At 58.4% G+C, this 19,258-nt stretch carries 19 protein-coding genes and 1 pseudogene; 12 read left to right on the forward strand and 8 right to left on the reverse strand.

The window, feature by feature from the left end; genetic code table 11:
- Positions 1–237: 237 nt before the first annotated feature.
- The 3 genes and pseudogenes from ACR0NF_RS06055 to ACR0NF_RS06065 form a co-directional block, all read left to right on the forward strand.
- A pseudogene (locus tag ACR0NF_RS06055) lies at positions 238–945 on the forward strand (TPM domain-containing protein); the annotation flags it as partial.
- Between the two features lie 194 nt (positions 946–1,139).
- Positions 1,140–1,463 (forward strand): 2Fe-2S iron-sulfur cluster-binding protein, encoded by a 324-nt coding sequence (locus tag ACR0NF_RS06060; RefSeq protein WP_039534845.1) that lies wholly within the window; start codon positions 1,140–1,142, stop codon positions 1,461–1,463.
- Positions 1,463–2,224, forward strand: coding sequence for an FG-GAP repeat domain-containing protein (locus tag ACR0NF_RS06065; protein WP_480777921.1), 762 nt, complete (start codon positions 1,463–1,465; stop codon positions 2,222–2,224). The genes ACR0NF_RS06060 and ACR0NF_RS06065 overlap by 1 nt, the downstream gene beginning before the upstream one ends.
- A 127-nt stretch (positions 2,225–2,351) precedes the next feature.
- On the opposite strand, the gene purD is transcribed toward ACR0NF_RS06065, so the two are convergent.
- The gene (gene purD / locus ACR0NF_RS06070; RefSeq protein WP_480470161.1) at positions 2,352–3,614 is read right to left on the reverse strand and encodes a phosphoribosylamine--glycine ligase; all 1,263 of its coding nucleotides are present in this window, start codon (positions 3,612–3,614) and stop codon (positions 2,352–2,354) included.
- A gap of 75 nt (positions 3,615–3,689) precedes the next feature.
- Between purD and xseA the strand changes: the two genes are divergently transcribed.
- Positions 3,690–5,177, forward strand: coding sequence for an exodeoxyribonuclease VII large subunit (gene xseA / locus ACR0NF_RS06075; protein WP_480658064.1), 1,488 nt, complete (start codon positions 3,690–3,692; stop codon positions 5,175–5,177).
- Between the two features lie 2 nt (positions 5,178–5,179).
- Positions 5,180–5,827 carry a glutathione S-transferase family protein gene (locus ACR0NF_RS06080; RefSeq protein WP_480777922.1) on the forward strand — a complete coding sequence of 216 codons (648 nt, stop codon included), beginning with the start codon at positions 5,180–5,182 and terminating at the stop codon, positions 5,825–5,827.
- A gap of 2 nt (positions 5,828–5,829) precedes the next feature.
- Here ACR0NF_RS06080 and ACR0NF_RS06085 read toward each other — a convergent pair whose 3' ends face one another.
- Positions 5,830–6,225 carry a hypothetical protein gene (locus ACR0NF_RS06085; RefSeq protein WP_480470164.1) on the reverse strand — a complete coding sequence of 132 codons (396 nt, stop codon included), beginning with the start codon at positions 6,223–6,225 and terminating at the stop codon, positions 5,830–5,832.
- Between the two features lie 130 nt (positions 6,226–6,355).
- Between ACR0NF_RS06085 and ACR0NF_RS06090 the strand changes: the two genes are divergently transcribed.
- The 5 genes from ACR0NF_RS06090 (at position 6,356) to ACR0NF_RS06110 (ending at position 10,569) form a co-directional block, all read left to right on the forward strand.
- Entirely contained in the window at positions 6,356–6,994 is a 639-nt protein-coding gene (locus tag ACR0NF_RS06090) for a lysoplasmalogenase (protein ID WP_480470165.1), read from the forward strand.
- Between the two features lie 59 nt (positions 6,995–7,053).
- Positions 7,054–8,181 carry a signal recognition particle-docking protein FtsY gene (ftsY, locus tag ACR0NF_RS06095; RefSeq protein WP_480470166.1) on the forward strand — a complete coding sequence of 376 codons (1,128 nt, stop codon included), beginning with the start codon at positions 7,054–7,056 and terminating at the stop codon, positions 8,179–8,181.
- Positions 8,182–8,269: 88 nt separating this feature from the next.
- Positions 8,270–9,172 carry an EamA family transporter gene (locus ACR0NF_RS06100; protein ID WP_480470167.1) on the forward strand — a complete coding sequence of 301 codons (903 nt, stop codon included), beginning with the start codon at positions 8,270–8,272 and terminating at the stop codon, positions 9,170–9,172.
- A gap of 16 nt (positions 9,173–9,188) precedes the next feature.
- Complete coding sequence (locus ACR0NF_RS06105; protein WP_480470168.1) at positions 9,189–9,794, forward strand: inner membrane-spanning protein YciB; 606 nt, start codon at positions 9,189–9,191, stop codon at positions 9,792–9,794.
- A 106-nt stretch (positions 9,795–9,900) separates the two neighbouring features.
- A complete protein-coding gene (locus ACR0NF_RS06110) occupies positions 9,901–10,569 on the forward strand; it encodes a Crp/Fnr family transcriptional regulator (protein ID WP_480470169.1) in 669 nt (222 codons plus the stop codon).
- Positions 10,570–10,797: 228 nt separating this feature from the next.
- Here the strand turns inward: ACR0NF_RS06110 and ACR0NF_RS06115 are convergent, their stop codons facing one another.
- The 6 genes from ACR0NF_RS06115 to rpiA form a co-directional block, all read right to left on the reverse strand.
- Entirely contained in the window at positions 10,798–12,237 is a 1,440-nt protein-coding gene (locus tag ACR0NF_RS06115; protein WP_480471904.1) for a Do family serine endopeptidase, read from the reverse strand.
- 184 nt (positions 12,238–12,421) lie between these two features.
- Positions 12,422–12,616, reverse strand: a complete 195-nt coding sequence (locus ACR0NF_RS06120; RefSeq protein ID WP_480658074.1) for a DUF2065 domain-containing protein — start codon at positions 12,614–12,616, stop codon at positions 12,422–12,424.
- Positions 12,616–13,512: a protease modulator HflC gene (hflC, locus tag ACR0NF_RS06125; protein ID WP_480777923.1), complete on the reverse strand. Its 897-nt coding sequence runs from the start codon at positions 13,510–13,512 to the stop codon at positions 12,616–12,618. Before hflC ends, ACR0NF_RS06120 begins: the two co-directional genes overlap by 1 nt.
- The gene (gene hflK / locus ACR0NF_RS06130; protein ID WP_480777924.1) at positions 13,512–14,651 is read right to left on the reverse strand and encodes an FtsH protease activity modulator HflK; all 1,140 of its coding nucleotides are present in this window, start codon (positions 14,649–14,651) and stop codon (positions 13,512–13,514) included. The genes hflC and hflK overlap by 1 nt, the downstream gene beginning before the upstream one ends.
- Positions 14,652–14,732: 81 nt before the next feature.
- Positions 14,733–16,091 (reverse strand): glutathione-disulfide reductase, encoded by a 1,359-nt coding sequence (gor, locus tag ACR0NF_RS06135; protein WP_480470173.1) that lies wholly within the window; start codon positions 16,089–16,091, stop codon positions 14,733–14,735.
- Between the two features lie 130 nt (positions 16,092–16,221).
- Positions 16,222–17,007, reverse strand: coding sequence for a ribose-5-phosphate isomerase RpiA (gene rpiA / locus ACR0NF_RS06140; RefSeq protein WP_480470174.1), 786 nt, complete (start codon positions 17,005–17,007; stop codon positions 16,222–16,224).
- Between the two features lie 167 nt (positions 17,008–17,174).
- Between rpiA and ACR0NF_RS06145 the strand changes: the two genes are divergently transcribed.
- Positions 17,175–17,876 (forward strand): glutathione S-transferase family protein, encoded by a 702-nt coding sequence (locus ACR0NF_RS06145; protein ID WP_480470175.1) that lies wholly within the window; start codon positions 17,175–17,177, stop codon positions 17,874–17,876.
- Position 17,877: 1 nt separating this feature from the next.
- Positions 17,878–19,251: an L-serine ammonia-lyase gene (locus tag ACR0NF_RS06150; RefSeq protein ID WP_480777925.1), complete on the forward strand. Its 1,374-nt coding sequence runs from the start codon at positions 17,878–17,880 to the stop codon at positions 19,249–19,251.
- Positions 19,252–19,258: the final 7 nt, after the last annotated feature.

Genomic DNA, 19,258 nt, shown 5'->3' on the forward strand with positions numbered 1-19,258 from the left:
CGGTCAAAACCGCTAATGGAATACGGCGAATAAATCTCTCAGGTTCTGATCAAATCCTGATTGCCGCGGCATAACCTTATGATATGCTTCAGCAAAAATCCGCGAGTAGCCATGAGAATTGTATTCGTCTTATTTGTAGTTTGGGCCAGCGCTGCGCTTGGACAAACCTATCCCGATTATCAAAGTACAACCGTCAATGACTTTGCCAATTTGCTCAGCCCGTAGGAGGAGAAGGCACTTTCCAAACAACTAGGTAAGCTCAGACGCGAGACAGGGGTTGAATTGACCGTCCTGACGCTGCGCACTCAAAGCGACTATGCCCACAATCTGACGCTCGAACAATTTGCAACCGGACTGTTCAACCACTGGGGGATCGGCGACGCTTCGCGAAACGATGGTGTGCTTGTGATGGTCTTGCGAGACGACAGGGCCATGCGAATCGAGCTTGGCGCCGCTTATGGGCGAAATTGGGATCAGGCCACGCAACGCATTATTGACGATAAATTCCTCCCGGCCTTCAAAACAAACAATTATGCAATTGGAATCAAGGTCGGTACCACAGCTGTCATAGATCAGATCGTACAACCTTTCCGCACTGGAAAGGCCGCACCCGCCAAGAAAACAAATGATGATCCGGGTCTCTGGATGTTTGGTCTCTTTGCAATGATGATTATGATGCTCAAGGGCCGCAATTTCATAAGCGATAGCTTGGTGCGATTTCGAACCTGCCCAAGATGTGGCAACCGCAGTCTGCGGCAGAGGCGCCGCATCACACTTGCCGCAAGCACAACCACGGCTGGTTCAGGCGTTCGCCGAATTGAATGCCTTAAATGCGATTATGTTGAAGAAACAAACTATTACATACCTCAGATTTCCAATAGCTCCGGCGGAGGTAGTTTCGGCGGCGGTCGATCTGGTGGTGGTGGAGCATCCGGGCGTTGGTAGCATCCATCGGACAAACGCTTTGCCTAAATTCCCCTCCTTTGCCGCGTTGTGACTGTGTCGCCCGAAAAGAACATCAGGCTTCACCAAGGCCGCAAATATCCGTTCGCGGCATCCAAGGTCGCAATTCCCACTAGAAACACTTAACTCCCTTCACTAAGGAAGAATTCGACAATCGAAGAAGGAAGACGCACGCAATGGCAAAGATCACCTATGTCGAGCATGGCGGTACCGAACACACAGTCGAGGTCGCCAACGGACTGACGGTCATGGAAGGGGCCCGTGACAACAATATTCCCGGCATCGAGGCCGATTGCGGCGGCGCCTGCGCCTGCTCGACCTGCCATGTCTATATCCACCCCGACTGGGTCGAGAAAATCCCGGCCAAGGACGACATGGAAGAAGACATGCTTGACTTCGCTTACGAACCCGATCCTGCCCGCTCGCGCCTGACTTGCCAGATCAAGGTCACCGACGCGTTGGACGGCCTTGTTGTGCAGATGCCCGAAAAGCAGATCTGATGTTCTCCAAAGCGCCGCGTCCCCCGGTTCGCCTATGGCAATCTCGGTCGCGCGGCGCGTTGTTGACATCACTCGTGTGGCTGACTGGAACGCTCCCCGCGCTTTCGGCAGACAGGATCGCATCCGCACATTTTTCCGAACCCACCAAACGCTATGCACATGGTGTACTCGGTGACGCTATTGAGTATGGCGCGCTCGATCTGGTCCTTGATGGTATAGGCTCGGACCAATCCACTCTTACCATTCGCCTCTCATCGGATCGCGTGTTCGAAGATCTCATGCCTCGGTTGGCAGATGTGGATGGCGATGGAGCACCCGAAGTTATCGTCGTCGAATCCCAGGCTAAGACCGGCGCACAATTGGCGATCTATAACGCGCGAGGCACGAAAGTTGCCGCCACACCACATATCGGTACCCGCAATCGCTGGCTCGCCCCAATCGGTGCAGTCGATCTTGATGACGACGGCAATGTCGAAATCGCTTATATCGACCGTCCCCATCTGGCCAAAACCCTGCGCATATGGCGCTATAAGGATGGCGATCTGACCGAAATCGCGACGATCCCCGGCCTGACCAACCACCAGATCGGAGAGGACTTCATCTCCGGCGGCCTACGCCAATGCGACGGCGCACCTGAACTGATCGTTGCCAGCGCCGACTGGTCCCGCATTATCAGCGTCTCATATAGAAATGGCTGGCAAACCACCGACCTCGGCCCGCTCAAAACCCGCGAAGACCTGGCTGCGGCCCTGGACTGCTGATCCGCCCTTAATCTGACCAACAAGGACCTTGGGGGTGAGGTCGCAAGGCCGAGGGAGCAAAGCCCTCTGCCCCAAACAATGCCCTCTGACTCAAAACAATAAAGACGGGCGAAGCCCGGCAATCAGATCAGAGAGCCCGCCAGCCGATATCGCGGCGATAGAACCCTTCGGGCCAGTCAACGCCGTCCACCATCGCATAGGCCCGGTCCCGCGCCTCCTGCAGTGTTTCGCCGCGTGCCGTCACATTCAGCACGCGGCCACCGGACGCCACGACCTGCCCGTCGACTGCTTTGGTGCCAGCGTGAAACACCATGTTGCTGCTGTCCTCCGGCAACTCGCCCAAACCAGAAATCGCCGAACCTTTCTCGTAAGCTCCCGGATACCCTTTCGCTGCCATGACAATGGTCATGGCGTGATCGTCAGCCCAGTTAACCCGTGTCTCACCCAATCGCCCTTCGGCAGCGGCGTGCATCAGGTCCATGGTTTGCGCCCCCAGACGCATCATCAGAACCTGGCATTCCGGATCGCCAAACCGCACGTTGTATTCTACCAGCCTGGGCTGACCGTCCTTGATCATAAGGCCAGCATACAAAACCCCTTGAAACGGCATTCCCCGCCGTTTCATTTCGGCCATGGTTGGGCGAATGATGTCGTCCATCGCACGTGCCTCAACCTCTGGGCTCAGAACAGGCGCCGGAGAATAGGCCCCCATACCACCGGTATTCAGGCCGGTATCCCCCTCTCCGACACGTTTATGATCCTGAGCGGTGCCAATCGACAGAATTTCATCCCCGTCACAGAGTACGAACAGCGAGGCTTCCTCACCCTCCATGAACTCTTCGATGACCACCTCAGCACCGGCACCGCCAAAGGCACCACCAAACATATCATCAATGGCGTCCAGTGCGGTCTGCTCGTCCATCGCCACGATCACGCCCTTGCCTGCAGCGAGACCGTCAGCCTTGACCACGATGGGCGCACCCTGTTCACGGATATATGCCTTCGCGGGATCCGCTTCGGTAAATCGCGCGTAAGCTGCTGTCGGTGCCTTCGCCGCGTCGCAAATCTCTTTGGTGAAGCTCTTGGAAGCTTCCAGCTGCGCCGCTGCGGCCGAGGGGCCAAAGACCAACACGCCTGCTTCGCGCAAACGATCCGCAACACCCGCCGCCAGCGGGGCCTCGGGGCCAACGATCACAAAATCGATTGCGTTTTCCTCGGCAAAACTGACAACGGCTCCGCCATTCTCGATGTCCAATGCAGCGCAATCGGCGATCTGAGCAATTCCGGCATTGCCCGGTGCCACGATCAGACGGTCGCATTTGGGGTTCTGCATCACTGCCCAGGCCAGGCTGTGTTCGCGCCCACCGCTCCCGAGAATGAGGATATTCATGACTGCTCTCCGATCTGCTTGGCCTCGCTTGCCGCGCGTTCTAAGCTGGGCGAGCATTTGACACAAGGCGCTGAAATGTCCGACCTGCTTGACGACCCCATTCCCGGCCAAAATACCCCTGAATACACCGTCTCGGACATTTCCGGAGAGGTGAAGCGCACGCTCGAAGGCACGTTTGGGCGAATCCGGGTACGCGGCGAGGTCGGGCGCGTGTTCAAGGCCCGCTCGGGGCATCTGTATTACGACATCAAGGATGATCGGAACGTATTGGCCTGTACCACGTGGAAGGGCCAGATATCTGGCCTGTCGGTTGTGCCTGAAGAAGGACTCGAAGTAGTCGTCACCGGTCGCTTGACGGCCTTCGGTGCCCAGTCAAAGTATAACCTGAACGTCGATGAAGTCGCAGTCGCCGGACAAGGCGCTCTGATGGCGCTGTTGGAGAAGCGAAAAAAGCAGCTCGAATCCGAAGGTCTATTTGCGCCTGAGCGCAAGAAACCCCTGCCCTATCTGCCAGAAATCATTGGCGTCGTCACCTCACCTTCGGGTGCGGTGATCCGTGATATCTTGCACCGCTTGCGCGACCGCTTTCCCCGTAAAGTCCTGATCTGGCCCGTGGCCGTCCAGGGCGCCAACTGCGCCCCTGAGGTGACCCGCGCCATCGAAGGTTTCAATGCGCTCACACCAGGCGGCGCGTTGCCCCGCCCCGACCTGATCATCGTCGCGCGCGGAGGCGGTTCAATCGAAGACCTCTGGGGGTTCAACGAAGAAAGCGTCGCCCGGGCCGCAGCCGCCTCAGACATTCCACTGATTTCAGCCGTAGGTCACGAAACGGACACCACACTGATCGACTATGTCTCGGACCGCCGCGCGCCGACCCCGACGGCCGCTGCCGAACTCGCCGTACCTGTTCGCATGGAACTGCTGGCCTGGACCGGAGAACAAGGCGCCCGCCTGTCCCGCGCCGCCACCGACGCCGTGCAACGCCGAAGCCAACGCCTGCGCGACCTGTCCCGCGCCCTGCCGCGCCCCGAGGCACTGCTGGACAGCCCGCGTCAACGGCTCGATCAGGTGGCCGAGCGCCTGCCCAGCGCATTGATCCGGGGCGTACAAAATCGACGTGTCAAACTGCTTGATACCTCGGCTCACCTGCGCCCCTCGACCCTGCGCAACCTGGTCGAAACCCGCCGCGACCGCTGGCGCAACCTGTCGTCGCGCTTGTCCCTGCGCCCGATTCAGCGAGAACTGCAAACCCGACGTGAGACACTGGATCGCCTGTCAGAGCGTCTGAACACCGCGCAAACCACACGCCTGGATCGCATGCGTCAGCAACTAGACGCCACCGACCGCCTGCGCGAAACCCTCAGTTACAAAGCAACGCTGGAGCGCGGCTATGCCGTTGTCCGCGCAGGAGATCAGGTTCTGACCCGTAAAGCCGAAGCCGAGAAGCACACCAGCCTGGAGATCGAATTCGCAGATGGCAAGTTCAGCACCGGCCAAAGCGACACGATCAAACCCAAACGCACGCCCAAACCGCCGACTCCCGATCAGGGGTCACTTTTTTAGCTATGCTTAAAATCTGGGGCCGAAAAACATCTTCGAACGTACAGGCGCTGATGTGGTGCATTGGCGAACTAGGCCTGAAGTATCAGCGTCACGATGTCGGGCACAGGTTCGGCGGTCTGGACAGCCCCGAATTCGCCGAACTAAACCCGAACCGAACCATCCCGGTTCTTCAAGATGGAGATAATACCCCGCTGTGGGAGACCGGAGCTATCCTGCGATACCTCTCATCCCGATATGGCGATGATGCATTTTGGCCTTCAGACCCCGTGCGGCGCGCAGAGATCGACAAATGGGCTGAGTGGGCCAAGATCAACATAGCCATGGCTTTCACAGTGCCCGTCTTCTGGCGTGTGACAAGAACAGCACCCGCGTATCGTGACGATACTATGATCACACAAGCTGTTTCTCATTTGGAATCCAGACTGGCCATAGCTGATGCGCAACTGTCGCAAACGGAGTATCTGACGAGTCCGAGTTTGACACTGGCCGATATACAACTGGGACACATCCTGTACCGATACTACGATATCGATATCAAACGTGCGTCATTCCTCAATCTCCGCCGCTACTACGAAACATTGACCCAGAGGCCCGCGTACCAGCATCACGTCATGATCAGTTATAAGGAATTAGAGGTCTCAGATCACTGACATCAAACCCCGATTTCGGGTCCGTAACAGATCATCTCTTCGCCGACATCCTCGGCCTCATAGAGCTCTGTCGCTGTCGGATCACCTTCGAACTGCGCAATCAGCCTGCCCCCAAACTCGGTGAAAACCCAGCATTGCGGGTCCAACCTGTCTTCGTACAGAAAACATATCTGGTCTTCGCGCTCATACCAGACACCTTCCTTGCAGTCCCCATCCAGAAATGACCAGATCACGCGCCGATTGGGTAAATATCGCTCAACCCCATAGGCCTGACCGTCAAAGCCATAGAACAAGGTCTTTCCACGGGTATAGGCGTCAAACTCGGTCCCCGATAACGGCGATTGCGCCGCAGCGGATTGCGCAAGAAGCGCCAGCAGAATCATAGACAGTCTGTACATAGCAGCATCTTGTCAGATGCCGCCCACTTGCACCAATCAACCTTTCCACAGCGCAGACTACCCTCACGTCACATCTTGATGACCTCACTCAATCATGACGACATGAACGTAACACTCTTGGGGAGGAACAATGCCGACACTTCTTTTCTGGGCGGCGGCGGCTTGCACACTGGCCTACCTACCGCTCACGGCCCGCCCCGCTGGTATTCTACGCACCCAGTTGAAGACCGCATCCGTCGCGTTGTTGGCGCTCATTGCATGGCTCACGGCTGCCCCCTGGTTGCTCGTCCTCGCTCTGGCCCTATGTGCCATCGGCGATGCCCTGTTGTCGCGCGAAACCGAGGCCACCTTCATGGCCGGGATCGCAGCTTTCGCCGCCGGACATCTCGCCTACATCGCGCTGTTCCTGACACATCCGGTCAGCGATCCAAGCCTGATCCTGACGCAACCCGTTATCTTCTGGTCATTGCTGGTTCTGGGCATCGTCATGTCCACCCTGCTTGCCCCGCGCGCCGGAGACCTCAAGGGGCCGGTTCTCGCCTATATTCCGATCATCCTAGGCATGGGTATCGCCGTTCTGTTCCTGCCGGACGCGGGTGCATTGCGCTGGGCCTTGCCCGCTGCAATGGCGTTCATCGCGTCTGACCTGATCCTTGCGACCGAGAAGTTCCTGTTGCCTGCCGACCACCCTGCCCTAAAGCTGACGCCTTACATGATCTGGCCACTCTACTGGGGTGCGCAGGCCGGGTTCCTGATCGCCTTCACCTGACCCTTTGCAACTGCCGCCAATCCGCATTAGGTGAGGGGAACACCTGCGGAGACCTAGAAATGGCGTTTTTCTCAAAGCTCAAGGACAAGCTGTTCAAATCCTCCTCACGCCTCGAAGAGGGGCTGGACGCGATTGTCGAGGATGGCGGCGAGGAAACTGCACCCGATCCGGTGATTCCGAAACCCGAACCGGAACCGCAACCGGTCCCCGAGGTGCCCTCACCGGCACCCACGCCCCAGCCCTCCGAGCCGCCCTCTCCCGCACCTGCAGACCCCGCACCGGCCCCACCGCCTCCCGAATCCAAAGGCCTGCTGGGCCGTCTGTTCAGTCGCAGCGATACCCAAACCGTTGTCCGTCGTACGCTGGATGACGACATGCTGGAACAGCTCGAAGAGCTGCTGATCGCCTCCGACATGGGCGTCGACACCGCCCTGCGCGTCACGTCGAACATGGCCGAGGGACGCTTTGGCCGCAAACTTTCGACCCAGGAAATCAAGCAACTGCTGGCGCAAGAGGTGGCCCGCGTGATGGAGCCCGTGGCCAAACCCATGCCGCTTTATCCAAAGCGACCGCAGGTGGTTCTGGTCGTGGGCGTCAACGGCTCCGGCAAAACCACCACCATCGGGAAACTGGCCAGCCAGTTCAAAGCTGCAGGCAAAAAGGTGGTTATCGCCGCCGGAGACACCTTTCGCGCCGCCGCGGTCGAACAGCTGCAGGTCTGGGGCGACCGCGCCGGTGTGCCGGTGCTGACCGCCCCCGAAGGCTCCGATCCCGCCTCTCTGGCCTTCGACGCGTTGACCAAGGCGCAAAACGAAGGTGCCGACCTGCTGATGATCGACACCGCAGGCCGCCTGCAAAACCGCGCAGACCTGATGGAAGAGCTGGCCAAAATTGTTCGCGTCATCCGCAAGGTCGATGAAACTGCACCGCACAACACCCTGCTGGTACTGGACGCCACCACCGGCCAGAACGCCCTCAGCCAGGTCGAAACCTTCCGCAACCTCGCCGATGTCTCAGGCCTCGTAATGACCAAGCTCGACGGCACCGCCAAAGGCGGCGTACTCGTCGCACTGGCCGATAAGTTCGGACTTCCTATTCACGCCATCGGCGTCGGCGAACAAATCGACGACCTCGCACCCTTCGATCCCGAAGAATTCGCCGCCGCCCTCATCGGCTTGCAAACCTGATCCGCCCCTTCATCTGGCAAAAAATATCCTCGGGGGGTGTGGGGGGCAGACCGCCCCCCACCTTCTCCATCCAAGCGAAAGCCCTGATTTGAGCGACTGGCTGATCTCCCTTGAAGGCACCGAATCCGGCCACCACCTCGCCCTCGGCCTCGCGCTAATGGCGGCGTTCCTGCATGCAGTCTTTGGTGCCTTGCAAAAGGGCCGCCACGACCCCTGGATGTCACGCGGGGCGATTGACGCCTGTTATTGCCTGATGGCCATGCCTTTCGCCTTCTTCGTCGTTCCATGGCCCGAACCCTATATGTGGCCCATTTTTGCCGTCGTTTGGCTGATCCATATCGGCTACAAGATCCTGCAAGCGATGGCGTACACCAAAGGCTCCTATACCGTCGTCTATCCTGTGGTGCGGGGGACCGGCCCACTATTCACAGTGATTGGGGCTAATCTGCTATTCGGTGAGACGTTCTCGACCATCCAATGGCTCGGCGTGGGCACTCTGATGGCAGGCATCTTCGGACTGGCAGCGTATAACCTGCGCTATCTCGAAACCAATCGTGAAACTCTGGGGATCGCCCTGGCGCTGGCGATCGCCACCGGTCTCTTCGTCGCTCTCTATACCACCTATGACGCCTACGGAATCCGTGCCACAGCCGACCCGTTCACCTTTCTAGCGTGGTTTTTCATGATCGACGGGGCTGCCATGCCGATCTATGCAGCTCTCAGATACCGCGCCATGATCCATCGTCCGGCGCTCGGGCCTCTGATGCTACGTGGCCTTGCGGGCGGCATAATTGCCCCCATGTCTTTCGGTGCCATCATGCTCGCCACACGGCTCGACAAGGTAGGAGAAGCTGCGGTTCTACGCGAAACCTCCACCGTCTTTGCCGCGCTCATCGGCTGGCTGGTTCTGAAAGAAACTGTGGGACCCAGACGGATCACATTGATGGCATTGATTGCACTCGGCGCCGTAATAGTTGAAATGGGCGGATAAGCAGCAGGTCGGAATCATGGCAGAGAAAAAAGACATCAACCCATTCCTCAAACAGGTGCTCGAACTCGGGCCCCCGCTTGCCTTCTTCTTCATTTACTTGCGCCTGCGTGATGACAATTTCGTGATCGGCGGCATCGAGTATTCGGGTTTTATTGTCGCCACCATCCTCTTCGTTCCCCTGATGCTGGCCGCCATGGGCATCCTTTGGTACCTGACGGGCAAGCTCGGCCGGATGCAAATTTTCACCGCCTTCATGGTGATTTTCTTCGGTGGCCTCACTGCGTGGTTCAACGACGAGCGCTTCTTCAAGATGAAAACCACGCTGGTCTACGGCTTCTTTTCCGTCATCCTCGGGATCGGCCTTTTGCAGGGAAAGTCCTATCTGGCTTATGTTCTAGACGAGATGCTGCCCATGCGTCAGGAAGGCTGGATGATCCTGACTCGCCGCCTGTGCGCCTGTTTTGCGGTGCTCGCAGTGGCCAATGAACTGATCTGGCGCACGCTGTCGACAGATCTCTGGGTCAAGATCGAAACCTTTGGATTTCCGATCGCGCTCATGGCGTTCCTGATGCTGCAATTCAGCATGCTGCAGCACTATATGGACGATCCGGACAAACAATAGAGCGCGGCCTGACCCAAGGAAAAGCCGACAAAAACCTTGGCTTAGGCGCAAAGCTGTGGAAAGTTGATCGAACTCGCACCACTCACCACCGGAGACCTGCGCCCGTATGATGGCATTTCCCAACAGTGGATTTCTTTCTGAAGCTTCTGAAGAGCTGCGCAAGATGCTGGCCTCACTGGCCTCCGAAGTTACTCTCGACAGCGGCGACGTCCTGTTCGAACAGGGCGATCCGGGAGAGGCGCTTTATGCGATCCTCACAGGCACGCTCGAAGTGTCTTTTCTGGCCATGAGCGGGCGCAAGCTATCGCTCAGGCTGATGCGCCCGGGTGAGGTGTTTGGCGAGATAGCGCTTTTTGACAGCGGCCCCCGCACCGCCACGGTTACAGCAGCCGATCCTGCCAAAGTTCTGCGGGTTCGGCATAAGGATGTGATGGATCAGATCCGAAAGAACCCTGATCTGGCGGTTGACCTGATCCGTTTGGCCGGTGTGCGCATGCGCTGGATGGGTGACCAGTTGAACGAACAGGTCTTTCTGCCAATGCCGATCCGGCTGGCGCGCAAGCTGCTGCATTTGGCCGGCCAGCAGGACACACCGACCGCGCGCATCACCCTGTCGCAAAGTGAACTGGCCGAATTTGTCGGAGCCACGCGTGAGGCGGTATCGAAAACCATTTCGACATGGAAACGGGACAACGTGGTCGAAGCCTCACGCGGAGGATTGCAGATTCATGATCTCGATGCGCTGCGGCAACTGGCCGAATCCGATTTAATCTAACTTTTTGGCACAGATGTGATCCGCTTCACATACGCGGCTTGAAGATTGCCCTAAGGTCAACCCTGTTACTGTAGGAGGTCGGTTTTATCATCCCCGATATCTGTCCACCGACCTCTCCCTGTACCAGAGCCATATGCCTTCCCCGGCATATGGCTTCTTTCTTAACAAAGTATTAAAAAAGGCCGGGGTCTTGACCCCGGCCTGTCATTTTCCAGACTAGTCGTGAGATTACTGTTCTAGGCTCAGCGCCACGAATCTGGGTTCTCCACCACGGCGCACCAACAGCAACAGCGACTTGCGACCAGCCTCACGTGCCTCATCCATCCGCGCCTCAAGATCGGCGATCGAAACCACCTTCTGCTGGCCAGCTTCAGTGATCAGATCACCAGCGCGCAGCCCCTTCTCAAAAGCTTCGGAAGAATCATCGACATTGGTCACCAGCAACCCTTCGGCGTCGGCATCCAATCCCAGCTCTTCACGCTGGCTGTCACCCAAAGGTGCGATGGTCAGACCCAGAATATCCTTGTCCTCTTCGGTCGGTGCCTCAGCCTCAGGTTCTCCACCCTCATCTGTGCGCTCAGCATCCTCACGACGGCCCAAGGTCACCAGAACGGTTTGCGTGCCGCCGTCGCGATGCACAACCACGCGCACGGATTTGCCCACGGTCGTCTCACCGACCTGACGCACCAGCCCACGCGTATCTTCAACTTCGACGCCATCAAAGCTGATGATTACATCTCCGGCCAGCAGACCAGCTTCTTTCGCCGGGCCCTCGGGCACGTCACTGATCAGCGCGCCGCCGGGTTTATCAAGACCCATTGCCTCGGCCATATCTTCGGTCACATCCTGAATGCGCACACCCAGCCAGCCGCGGCGCGTCTCACCGAATTCGCGCAGCTGATCGACAACCTTGATCACCACGTTCGAAGCCATCGAGAACCCGATCCCAATCGAGCCACCATTGGGCGACAGGATCGCGGTATTCACACCGATCACCTCGCCATCCATGTTGAACAACGGTCCGCCCGAATTTCCCCGGTTAATCGCCGCATCCGTCTGGATGTAGTCGTCATAAGACCCGCTCAGCGCCCGATTCCGGGCCGATACAATCCCCGCTGAAACCGAAAAACCCTGCCCCAGCGGATTGCCCATCGCGATAACCCAATCACCGACGCGCATGGTGTCGCTATTGCCGAACTGAACGTATTGCAGCGGCCCCTCGGCTTCGACCTTCAGCAGCGCGATATCAGTTTTCTCGTCAGTGCCGATCACTTTAGCAGGCAGTTCCTTTACCGGCTGCCCGTCGCCAGGGAAGAATTCGATCAGAATTTCATCCGCTTCGGCAATGACGTGGTTGTTGGTGACGATAAAACCGTCTTCCGAGATCACAAATCCCGACCCCAGCGCATTGCTGCGGCGCGGGCGGTTTTCGCTGTTGCCGCCATTGCGGTCCTGGAATTCACGGAAGAAATCTTCGAACGGAGAGCCTTCGGGCACGATCCCCTGCGGGCCAGTCTGCCCTTCGATCAGGGTCGAGGTAGTGATATTCACCACCGCCGGGCTGATCTTTTCGGCCAGCGGCGCAAGGCTGTCACGGGCCTGCGCGGCCAATGTCTGCGCCAGAACCAGCACCATCCCCATGAAGGCCAGCCACATCAGCCGTACCATCACACCAACATCGTCCCGCCGGACGGACACACTGCGCGCTTTCGCCTGCACTTGGGGTTCTCCTTGTCGATCGTTCTTCAGCGGGACCTAGCTTGAGGTCCCCTCTTAGCAACCAATGTAGTCAGTTTGGCCAAGCCCGCAACTCGGGATCGCGGGGAAATCACCGGCAAGTGAGAACCTTGTATCAAAAGCCAACCTGATAGGCTCCCCAGAGCAGGATAACGCCACTGACTACGCACAGCAGCCCCATTAAGCGTCGCGCCTGTTCTGGCAGTGCTCGTAATGCCTCTAACATGCGTTCAATAAGCGAAGGGGCCAGCGCATAGGCCAGCCCCTCGACAATCAGTACCAGCCCGAAGGCCAGAAGGATCATACCCATTACTCAGAAGCCGCAGCCGCTGGCGCCCGCCGACCAGTCGGCGAGGCAAGGTAATTGAAGAACTCGGAATCCGGGCTCAGGATCAATGAGCTGTTGCTCCCTTGCAGAGCATTCTCATAGGCGGTCAGCGAGCGGTAAAATTCAAAGAACTCCGGGTCTGCCCCATAGGCTTCGGCAAAGATCGCGTTGCGTTCGGCGTCAGCCTCACCGCGAATGATCTCGGCCTCGCGGTTGGCGTCCGATACCAGTTCGACCACGGTCCGGTCGGCCTGCGCACGGACACGCTGAGCAGCCTCGTTACCGCGGGCACGTTCGTCGGTTGCTTCACGTTCCCGCTCGGCCTTCATCCGGTCAAAGGTCGCCTCAAGGTTGGCCTGCGGCAGGTCGGTCGCTTTCAGACGTACATCGATCACGCTGACCCCCAGCGCGCGTGCCTCGGCGATAGCGCTGTTGCGGATGCGCAGCATCAGAGCGGCACGATCCGAACTCAGGATGTCGCGGGACGAGACCGAACCCAGAACCTCACGCGTTTCAGCGCGCAGGATGCGATCCAGACGATCCTCGGCCACCGGGATACCGCCGACACCAACGGCCTGACGGAACTGTTCCAGATCGGAAATCCGGTAGCGCGCGAAGGCATCGACCACAAGGCGGCGATCATCCAGAGGCGTCACTTCCAGCGGCTGCACGTCGATCGACAGAATTCGGTCATCGTAGCGCACGACTTCCTGAATCAGTGGAATTTTGAATGCCAAGCCGGGCTCTTCCTTGACTGCTACAACGCGTCCGAATTGCAGAACAAGCGCGCGCTCGCGTTCATCCACGATAAAGATCGAGGACAGTACACCGACAACCGCAATCACGATGACCGGCAGAATGAATGTTGCTTTACGCATCAGTTGTTCCCTTCGGTCTGGCTACGGCGCAGTTCGTTCAGTGGCAGATATGGCACGACGCCCTGCCCTGATCCGGTCGAGTTTTCATCCAGAATGATCTTGTCCACATCACCCAGAACCTGCTCCATCCGCTCCAGATACAGACGTTTGCGGGTCACATCCGGCGCTTTGGAATATTCCTCGAGAACCGCGCTGAAGCGGCTGGCCTCACCCTGCGCGCTGTTGATCTGCTGGGCGCGATAGGCCTCAGCCTCTTCCAGCACCTGCGCCGCTTCACCACGCGCTTCGGCCAACACACGGTTGGCATAGGCGTCAGCGACGTTCTGCAGCCGGTCACGCTCCTGCGCAGCGGCCTGAACGTCTCGGAAGGCGGCGATCACGTCCTGCGGCGGGTCAGCCTTGTCAAAGTTCACACGGACGATATTCACGCCCGAGTCGTAGCTGTCCATTGTCTGCTGAATCAGCTCCTGCAGACGTTCGGCGATGATACCACGATCCCGGTTCAGGATCGGGGCCAGTTCGCTTTGCGCGATGATCTCGCGCATCGCCGATTCTGACACGGCACGGATCGTCTGACGTGGGTCGCGCAGGTTGAACAGGTACTTGGCCGGGTCATTGATGTTCCAGACGACCTGATAGTCGATATCGACCACATTCTCGTCACCGGTCAGCATCAGACCATCGTCGCTGCCACGCGCGCCGCCCATGTCTTCGTTCTGTTCGCGGGTGACCGGGATAACCTCGGCAGTCACAAACGGCCACGGGGCAAAGTTCAGACCGGGATTACCAACGGCCGAGAACTCACCCAGGAACAGTTCAACCGACTGTTCTTCGGGCTTGACGGTGTAGAAGCTTGCCAGCCCCCACAAGACCGCAGCTGCCACAAGACCAATCGCAACGGTGCCCTTAGTAAACGCCGGACCACCGCCGCCTGAGCCGTTCGTACCACGGCCACCGCCGCCACGACCGCCCATCAGAACGCGCAGCTGCTCTTGACCCTTCTTCATCAGCTCATCGATCTCGGGGATCTGCGGGCCGTCGCCTTCGGGGGGCTTGCGCCCGTCCCCGTTGTTACCCCGATTTCCTCCGCCGCCGGAAGAGCCTCCGCCCCCCCAGGGGCCACCGCTGTTGCCCGCCATATGTGTCTTTTCCCTTGTTTAGACCGTGTAGGACCGTGTGATCACGGGTTCCCTTGTAACTTGTGTGCGCCCGGTTGCAAATCAAGCCGTGCGCACAGGTTGCCGCATTGTCACCAATTCCTCGGCCATGACCGGGTGAACGGCGACCGTGCGGTCGAAATCTTCCTTGGTTGCGCCCATCTTTACGGCGATACCTGCCAGCTGAATCATCTCGCCCGCGCCGGGTGCAACAATGTGGCATCCCAGCACCTTACGCGTTGCCTGAGACACGATCAGCTTCATCAGAACCCGCTGTGTACCGCCGGCAAACGCCTTTTGCATCGGCTTGAACGAGGTGGCGTAAATCTCAACCGGCTCTTGCGACGCTGCCTCTTCCTCGCTCAAGCCCACGGTGCCGAATTCAGGCTGTGTGAAGATGGCAGTGGGTATTAGCTCGTGATCAACCGGGGTTGGATTGCCTTTGAACACCGTTTCCACAAACGCCATACCTTCGCGGATTGCGACCGGAGTCAGGTTGACCCGATCCGTGACATCGCCGATGGCGTAGATCGAAGGCACGCCGGTCTGGCTGTACTCATCCACGATGATCTCACCTTTGCGGCCACGTTCGACGCCCAGCGCTTCCAGCCCCAGATCATCCGCATTCGGTGCACGACCCGTGGCATACATCACCACGTCGAATTGGTCCTGAGTACCATCGGTTGCTTTGACACGGATCTTGTCACCATCCTTGGCCATCTCAAGCACGTTGGTGCCCAGGCGAACGTCGATACCATTCTGCCGCATCTCTTCGCAGATCAGGCCGCGCGCCTCCTCATCAAAGCCGCGCAAAATCTGCGCGCCGCGATAGAACTGAGTCGTCTTGACCCCAAGCCCATTCATGATCCCGGCAAATTCACTGGCGATATAGCCTCCGCCAACGATGAGAATGCTCTCGGGCAATTTCTCCAGGTGGAAAATCTCGTTCGACGTGATGGCCAGTTCCGATCCGGGAAACTCGGGCACAACTGGGCGACCACCTGTAGCGATCAGAATATGTTTGGCCGTCTTGCGGGTTCCATCGGCCAGTTCGACCGTATGGGGATCAACCACGCGCGCGCGCTGGTCGAAGCTTTCGACGCCGTTGTTTTTCAGGATGTTACGATAGATGCCTTCCAGCCGGTCCAGTTCGGCAACCAGTTTGCCGTGGAACGTGTCCCAGTTGAACGCGCCTGACTGAATATCCCAACCGTATTCCTGCGCATCGCCGACCATCCCGGAATACTCGCTGGCAAACACCATCAGCTTCTTGGGTACACAGCCCCGGATAACGCAGGTCCCGCCATACCGATCCTCTTCCGCCAGCGCCACCTTGGCCCCGTTTTCACCCGCCGCCACACGCGCCGCGCGAACCCCGCCCGAGCCGCCTCCGATGACGAACAGATCATAGTCAAAGCTCATGGGTGCGTTCCTTTTTTATTCCGCTTGGCCAAAATGCATTGGTTATCTGGGCCTGAATTCCGGGCTGCCAACCCCTTGGCAGCTGAAACTCTGGTTTTATTTCAGTGTCCACCAAATCGACATCCAGCACTCAATCCGCCAGATCCGAGAACAGATTATCCCCATTCTCACCCAGCATGTCAGTCTGAACAGTGCCTGCGTTGATATCACGCATCTCGACGCGGCCATCACCGTAACCGACTACGACCTTGTCGCAGATATCAATGAACAAGCCATTCTCAACCACGCCGGGGATCTGGTTCAGTACAAGCGCCAGTTGCCGCGCATTGCCGATGCGTTTCAAATGCAAGTCCAGAATGTGGTTGCCCTCATCCGTGATCTTCGGTGCTTCGCCATTCATGCGCAGGGTAACCGACGTGCCCAGCACATCCATCGTGTCCAGCGCCTCTTCGATCAGGGTGCGGGTGGTCTGCCAGCCAAACGGGATCACCTCGACCGGCAAGGGGAACGCACCCAGCGTTTCGACCTCTTTGCCCGCGTCGGCGATCACCACCATCTGATCGCTGGCCGTCGCCACGATCTTTTCCTGTAACAGCGCGGCACCGCCGCCCTTGATCAGGTTGAACTCATTATCGAACTCATCCGCGCCATCGATGGTCAGATCCAGCCACCCGGCCTGATCCAGCGAGACGACTTCGATCCCCACCTCAAGCGCCAACTGTGCCGTTGCGGTTGATGTGGGAACCCCCTTGATCTTAAGCCCTTCGTCTCGTACGCGTTCACCCAGGCGACGGACCAACCAGGCAGCTGTCGATCCGGTGCCGAGCCCCACGCGCATACCGTCTTCAACCAGATCTGCCGCACGATAGGCCGCAACATATTTAGCTTTGTCGATCGGCGACAAATCCTTGCTCATAACTTCATCCCCTAAGCCTTCTGTTCGCCTTATACGGAATGCCCCTATCGACTGCGAGAGGCAAATCGCCCTGCAACTGTGCTAACATGCCGCTGAAATACGCCTTTCTAATAGGAAAGGTCGCAATCAGGTCTGTGTAGGATCGACTTGCGACATAGATAGATGCCATGGAAACGCCGTACCGTCTGCATTACGCCCCTGACAATGCTTCGCTGGTGATCCGGCTGACGCTGGAAGAGATGGGGTTGCCCTATCACACCGTTCTGGTCGACCGCACCCAGAACGAACAGGATAGCGCGGCCTATCGCGCGCTGAACCCAAACGGGCTGATACCGGTACTGAACACGCCACAAGGACCGATCTTTGAGACCGCAGCAATTCTGCTGTGGCTGGCTGACACCCATGGCAAAATGGCACCAGGACCAAACAGCCCGGAGCGCGCGGCCTTTCTGAAATGGCTGTTCTTCGCCTCCAACACGGTGCATGCCGACCTGCGCATCCTGTTCTACGCCGAAAAGTACATTGCTGCCGCGCATGCCAACACACTGCGTGAGGGCATCCGCCCCAGGCTGCTTCAACACCTGAAGCTACTGGATACGCTCGCCCAGAACGCGCCCCAATGGTTTCGCGCCGACCACCCCTCGGTTCTCAGCTATTATGTGGCTTGCATGATGCGCTGGATGGCACTTTATCCCACACAGGCCGATCGCAGCTGGTATCAGCTGGCCGATACACCTTATCTGCAAAAAATCCTGATGCAGTTGGAGTTGCGACCAGCTACACGCGCAGCCAACACCGCCGAGGGGCTGGGAGCTACGCCCTTCACCTCACCTATCTATGCCAACCCGCCAGAAGGCTCAGCTATCTGATATGTTTCTTTCTGTCTTCGATATGTTCAAAGTGGGCATCGGCCCGTCCTCTTCACACACCATGGGACCGATGGTCGCCGCCGCACGGTTTCTGGACCTGATGCGCGCATCTCCGTTTGAATTCTCGGGCCTGCGCGGGTCGCTGCATGGATCACTGGCGTTTACCGGCGTCGGCCATGCGACTGATCGCGCCACGATTCTCGGCTTGGCAGGATTCGTGCTCGACACGTATGACAACGACAAGGCCGAGGCCGCACTGGCCCAGATCAATGAGACCCACACTGTCGCGCCCGAAGGGCTGCCGACACTCAAGTTCAACCCCAAGACCGATCTGGTCTTCGATTTCGAACACAATCTTCCCGGCCATGCCAACGGCATGATCCTGATGGCCACCGATGCGCAGGATGACGTTATCTTGCGGCAGGTTTATTACTCGGTGGGCGGCGGTTTCGTCCTGACCGAAGAAGAACTGGCTGAAGGCAAGGATACCGAAGAAGGCGCGCCCGTTCCCTTCCCGTTCAAAAGCGCCGCTGAAATGTTGCAGATGGCAAAGGACACCGGCAAATCGGTTGCTCAGATGAAACGCGAAAACGAAATCGCGCGTGGTTGCCCCGAAAGCTTTGCCAAGGGCTCTGCCCGGCTGTGGCAGGTGATGAATGACTGTATCGAGCGTGGACTGACCACGGATGGTGTCCTGCCCGGTGGTCTGAATGTGCGTCGGCGCGCCAAGGGCATCCACGATGCGCTGGTGGCTGAACGCGGCATGAACCTGAATGCTCCGCACACAATCAATGACTGGATGAGCGTTTACGCCATGGCCGTGAACGAGGAAAACGCCGCCGGCGGTCAGGTCGTCACTGCGCCCACCAACGGCGCGGCCGGTGTGTTGCCTTCGGTGTTGCGCTACTACCTTGATCACGTTCCGGGTGCCTCGGAAAGCCATATCGAAGATTTCCTTCTGACTGCCGCCGCCATTGGCGGGTTGGTAAAATACAATGCCTCGATCTCGGGTGCTGAAGCGGGCTGCCAGGCAGAGGTTGGAAGTGCATCGGCAATGGCGGCGGCAGGTCTTTGTGCTGTCATGGGTGGCACGCCTGAACAGGTGGAAAATGCCGCCGAGATTGCGCTGGAACATCATCTGGGCATGACCTGCGACCCTGTTGCCGGTCTGGTGCAGGTGCCATGTATCGAGCGCAACGGGCTGGGTGCGATCAAGGCGGTCTCAGCGGCCTCGCTTGCACTGCGCGGCGACGGCAAGCATTTCATGCCGCTGGATGCCGCGATCGAAACCATGCGCCAAACCGGACATGACATGCACGCCAAATACAAAGAGACCTCACTAGGAGGGCTCGCCGTCAACGTGCCGAACTGCTGAACCGATA

Source organism: Ruegeria sp. CF4, assembly GCF_056537345.1.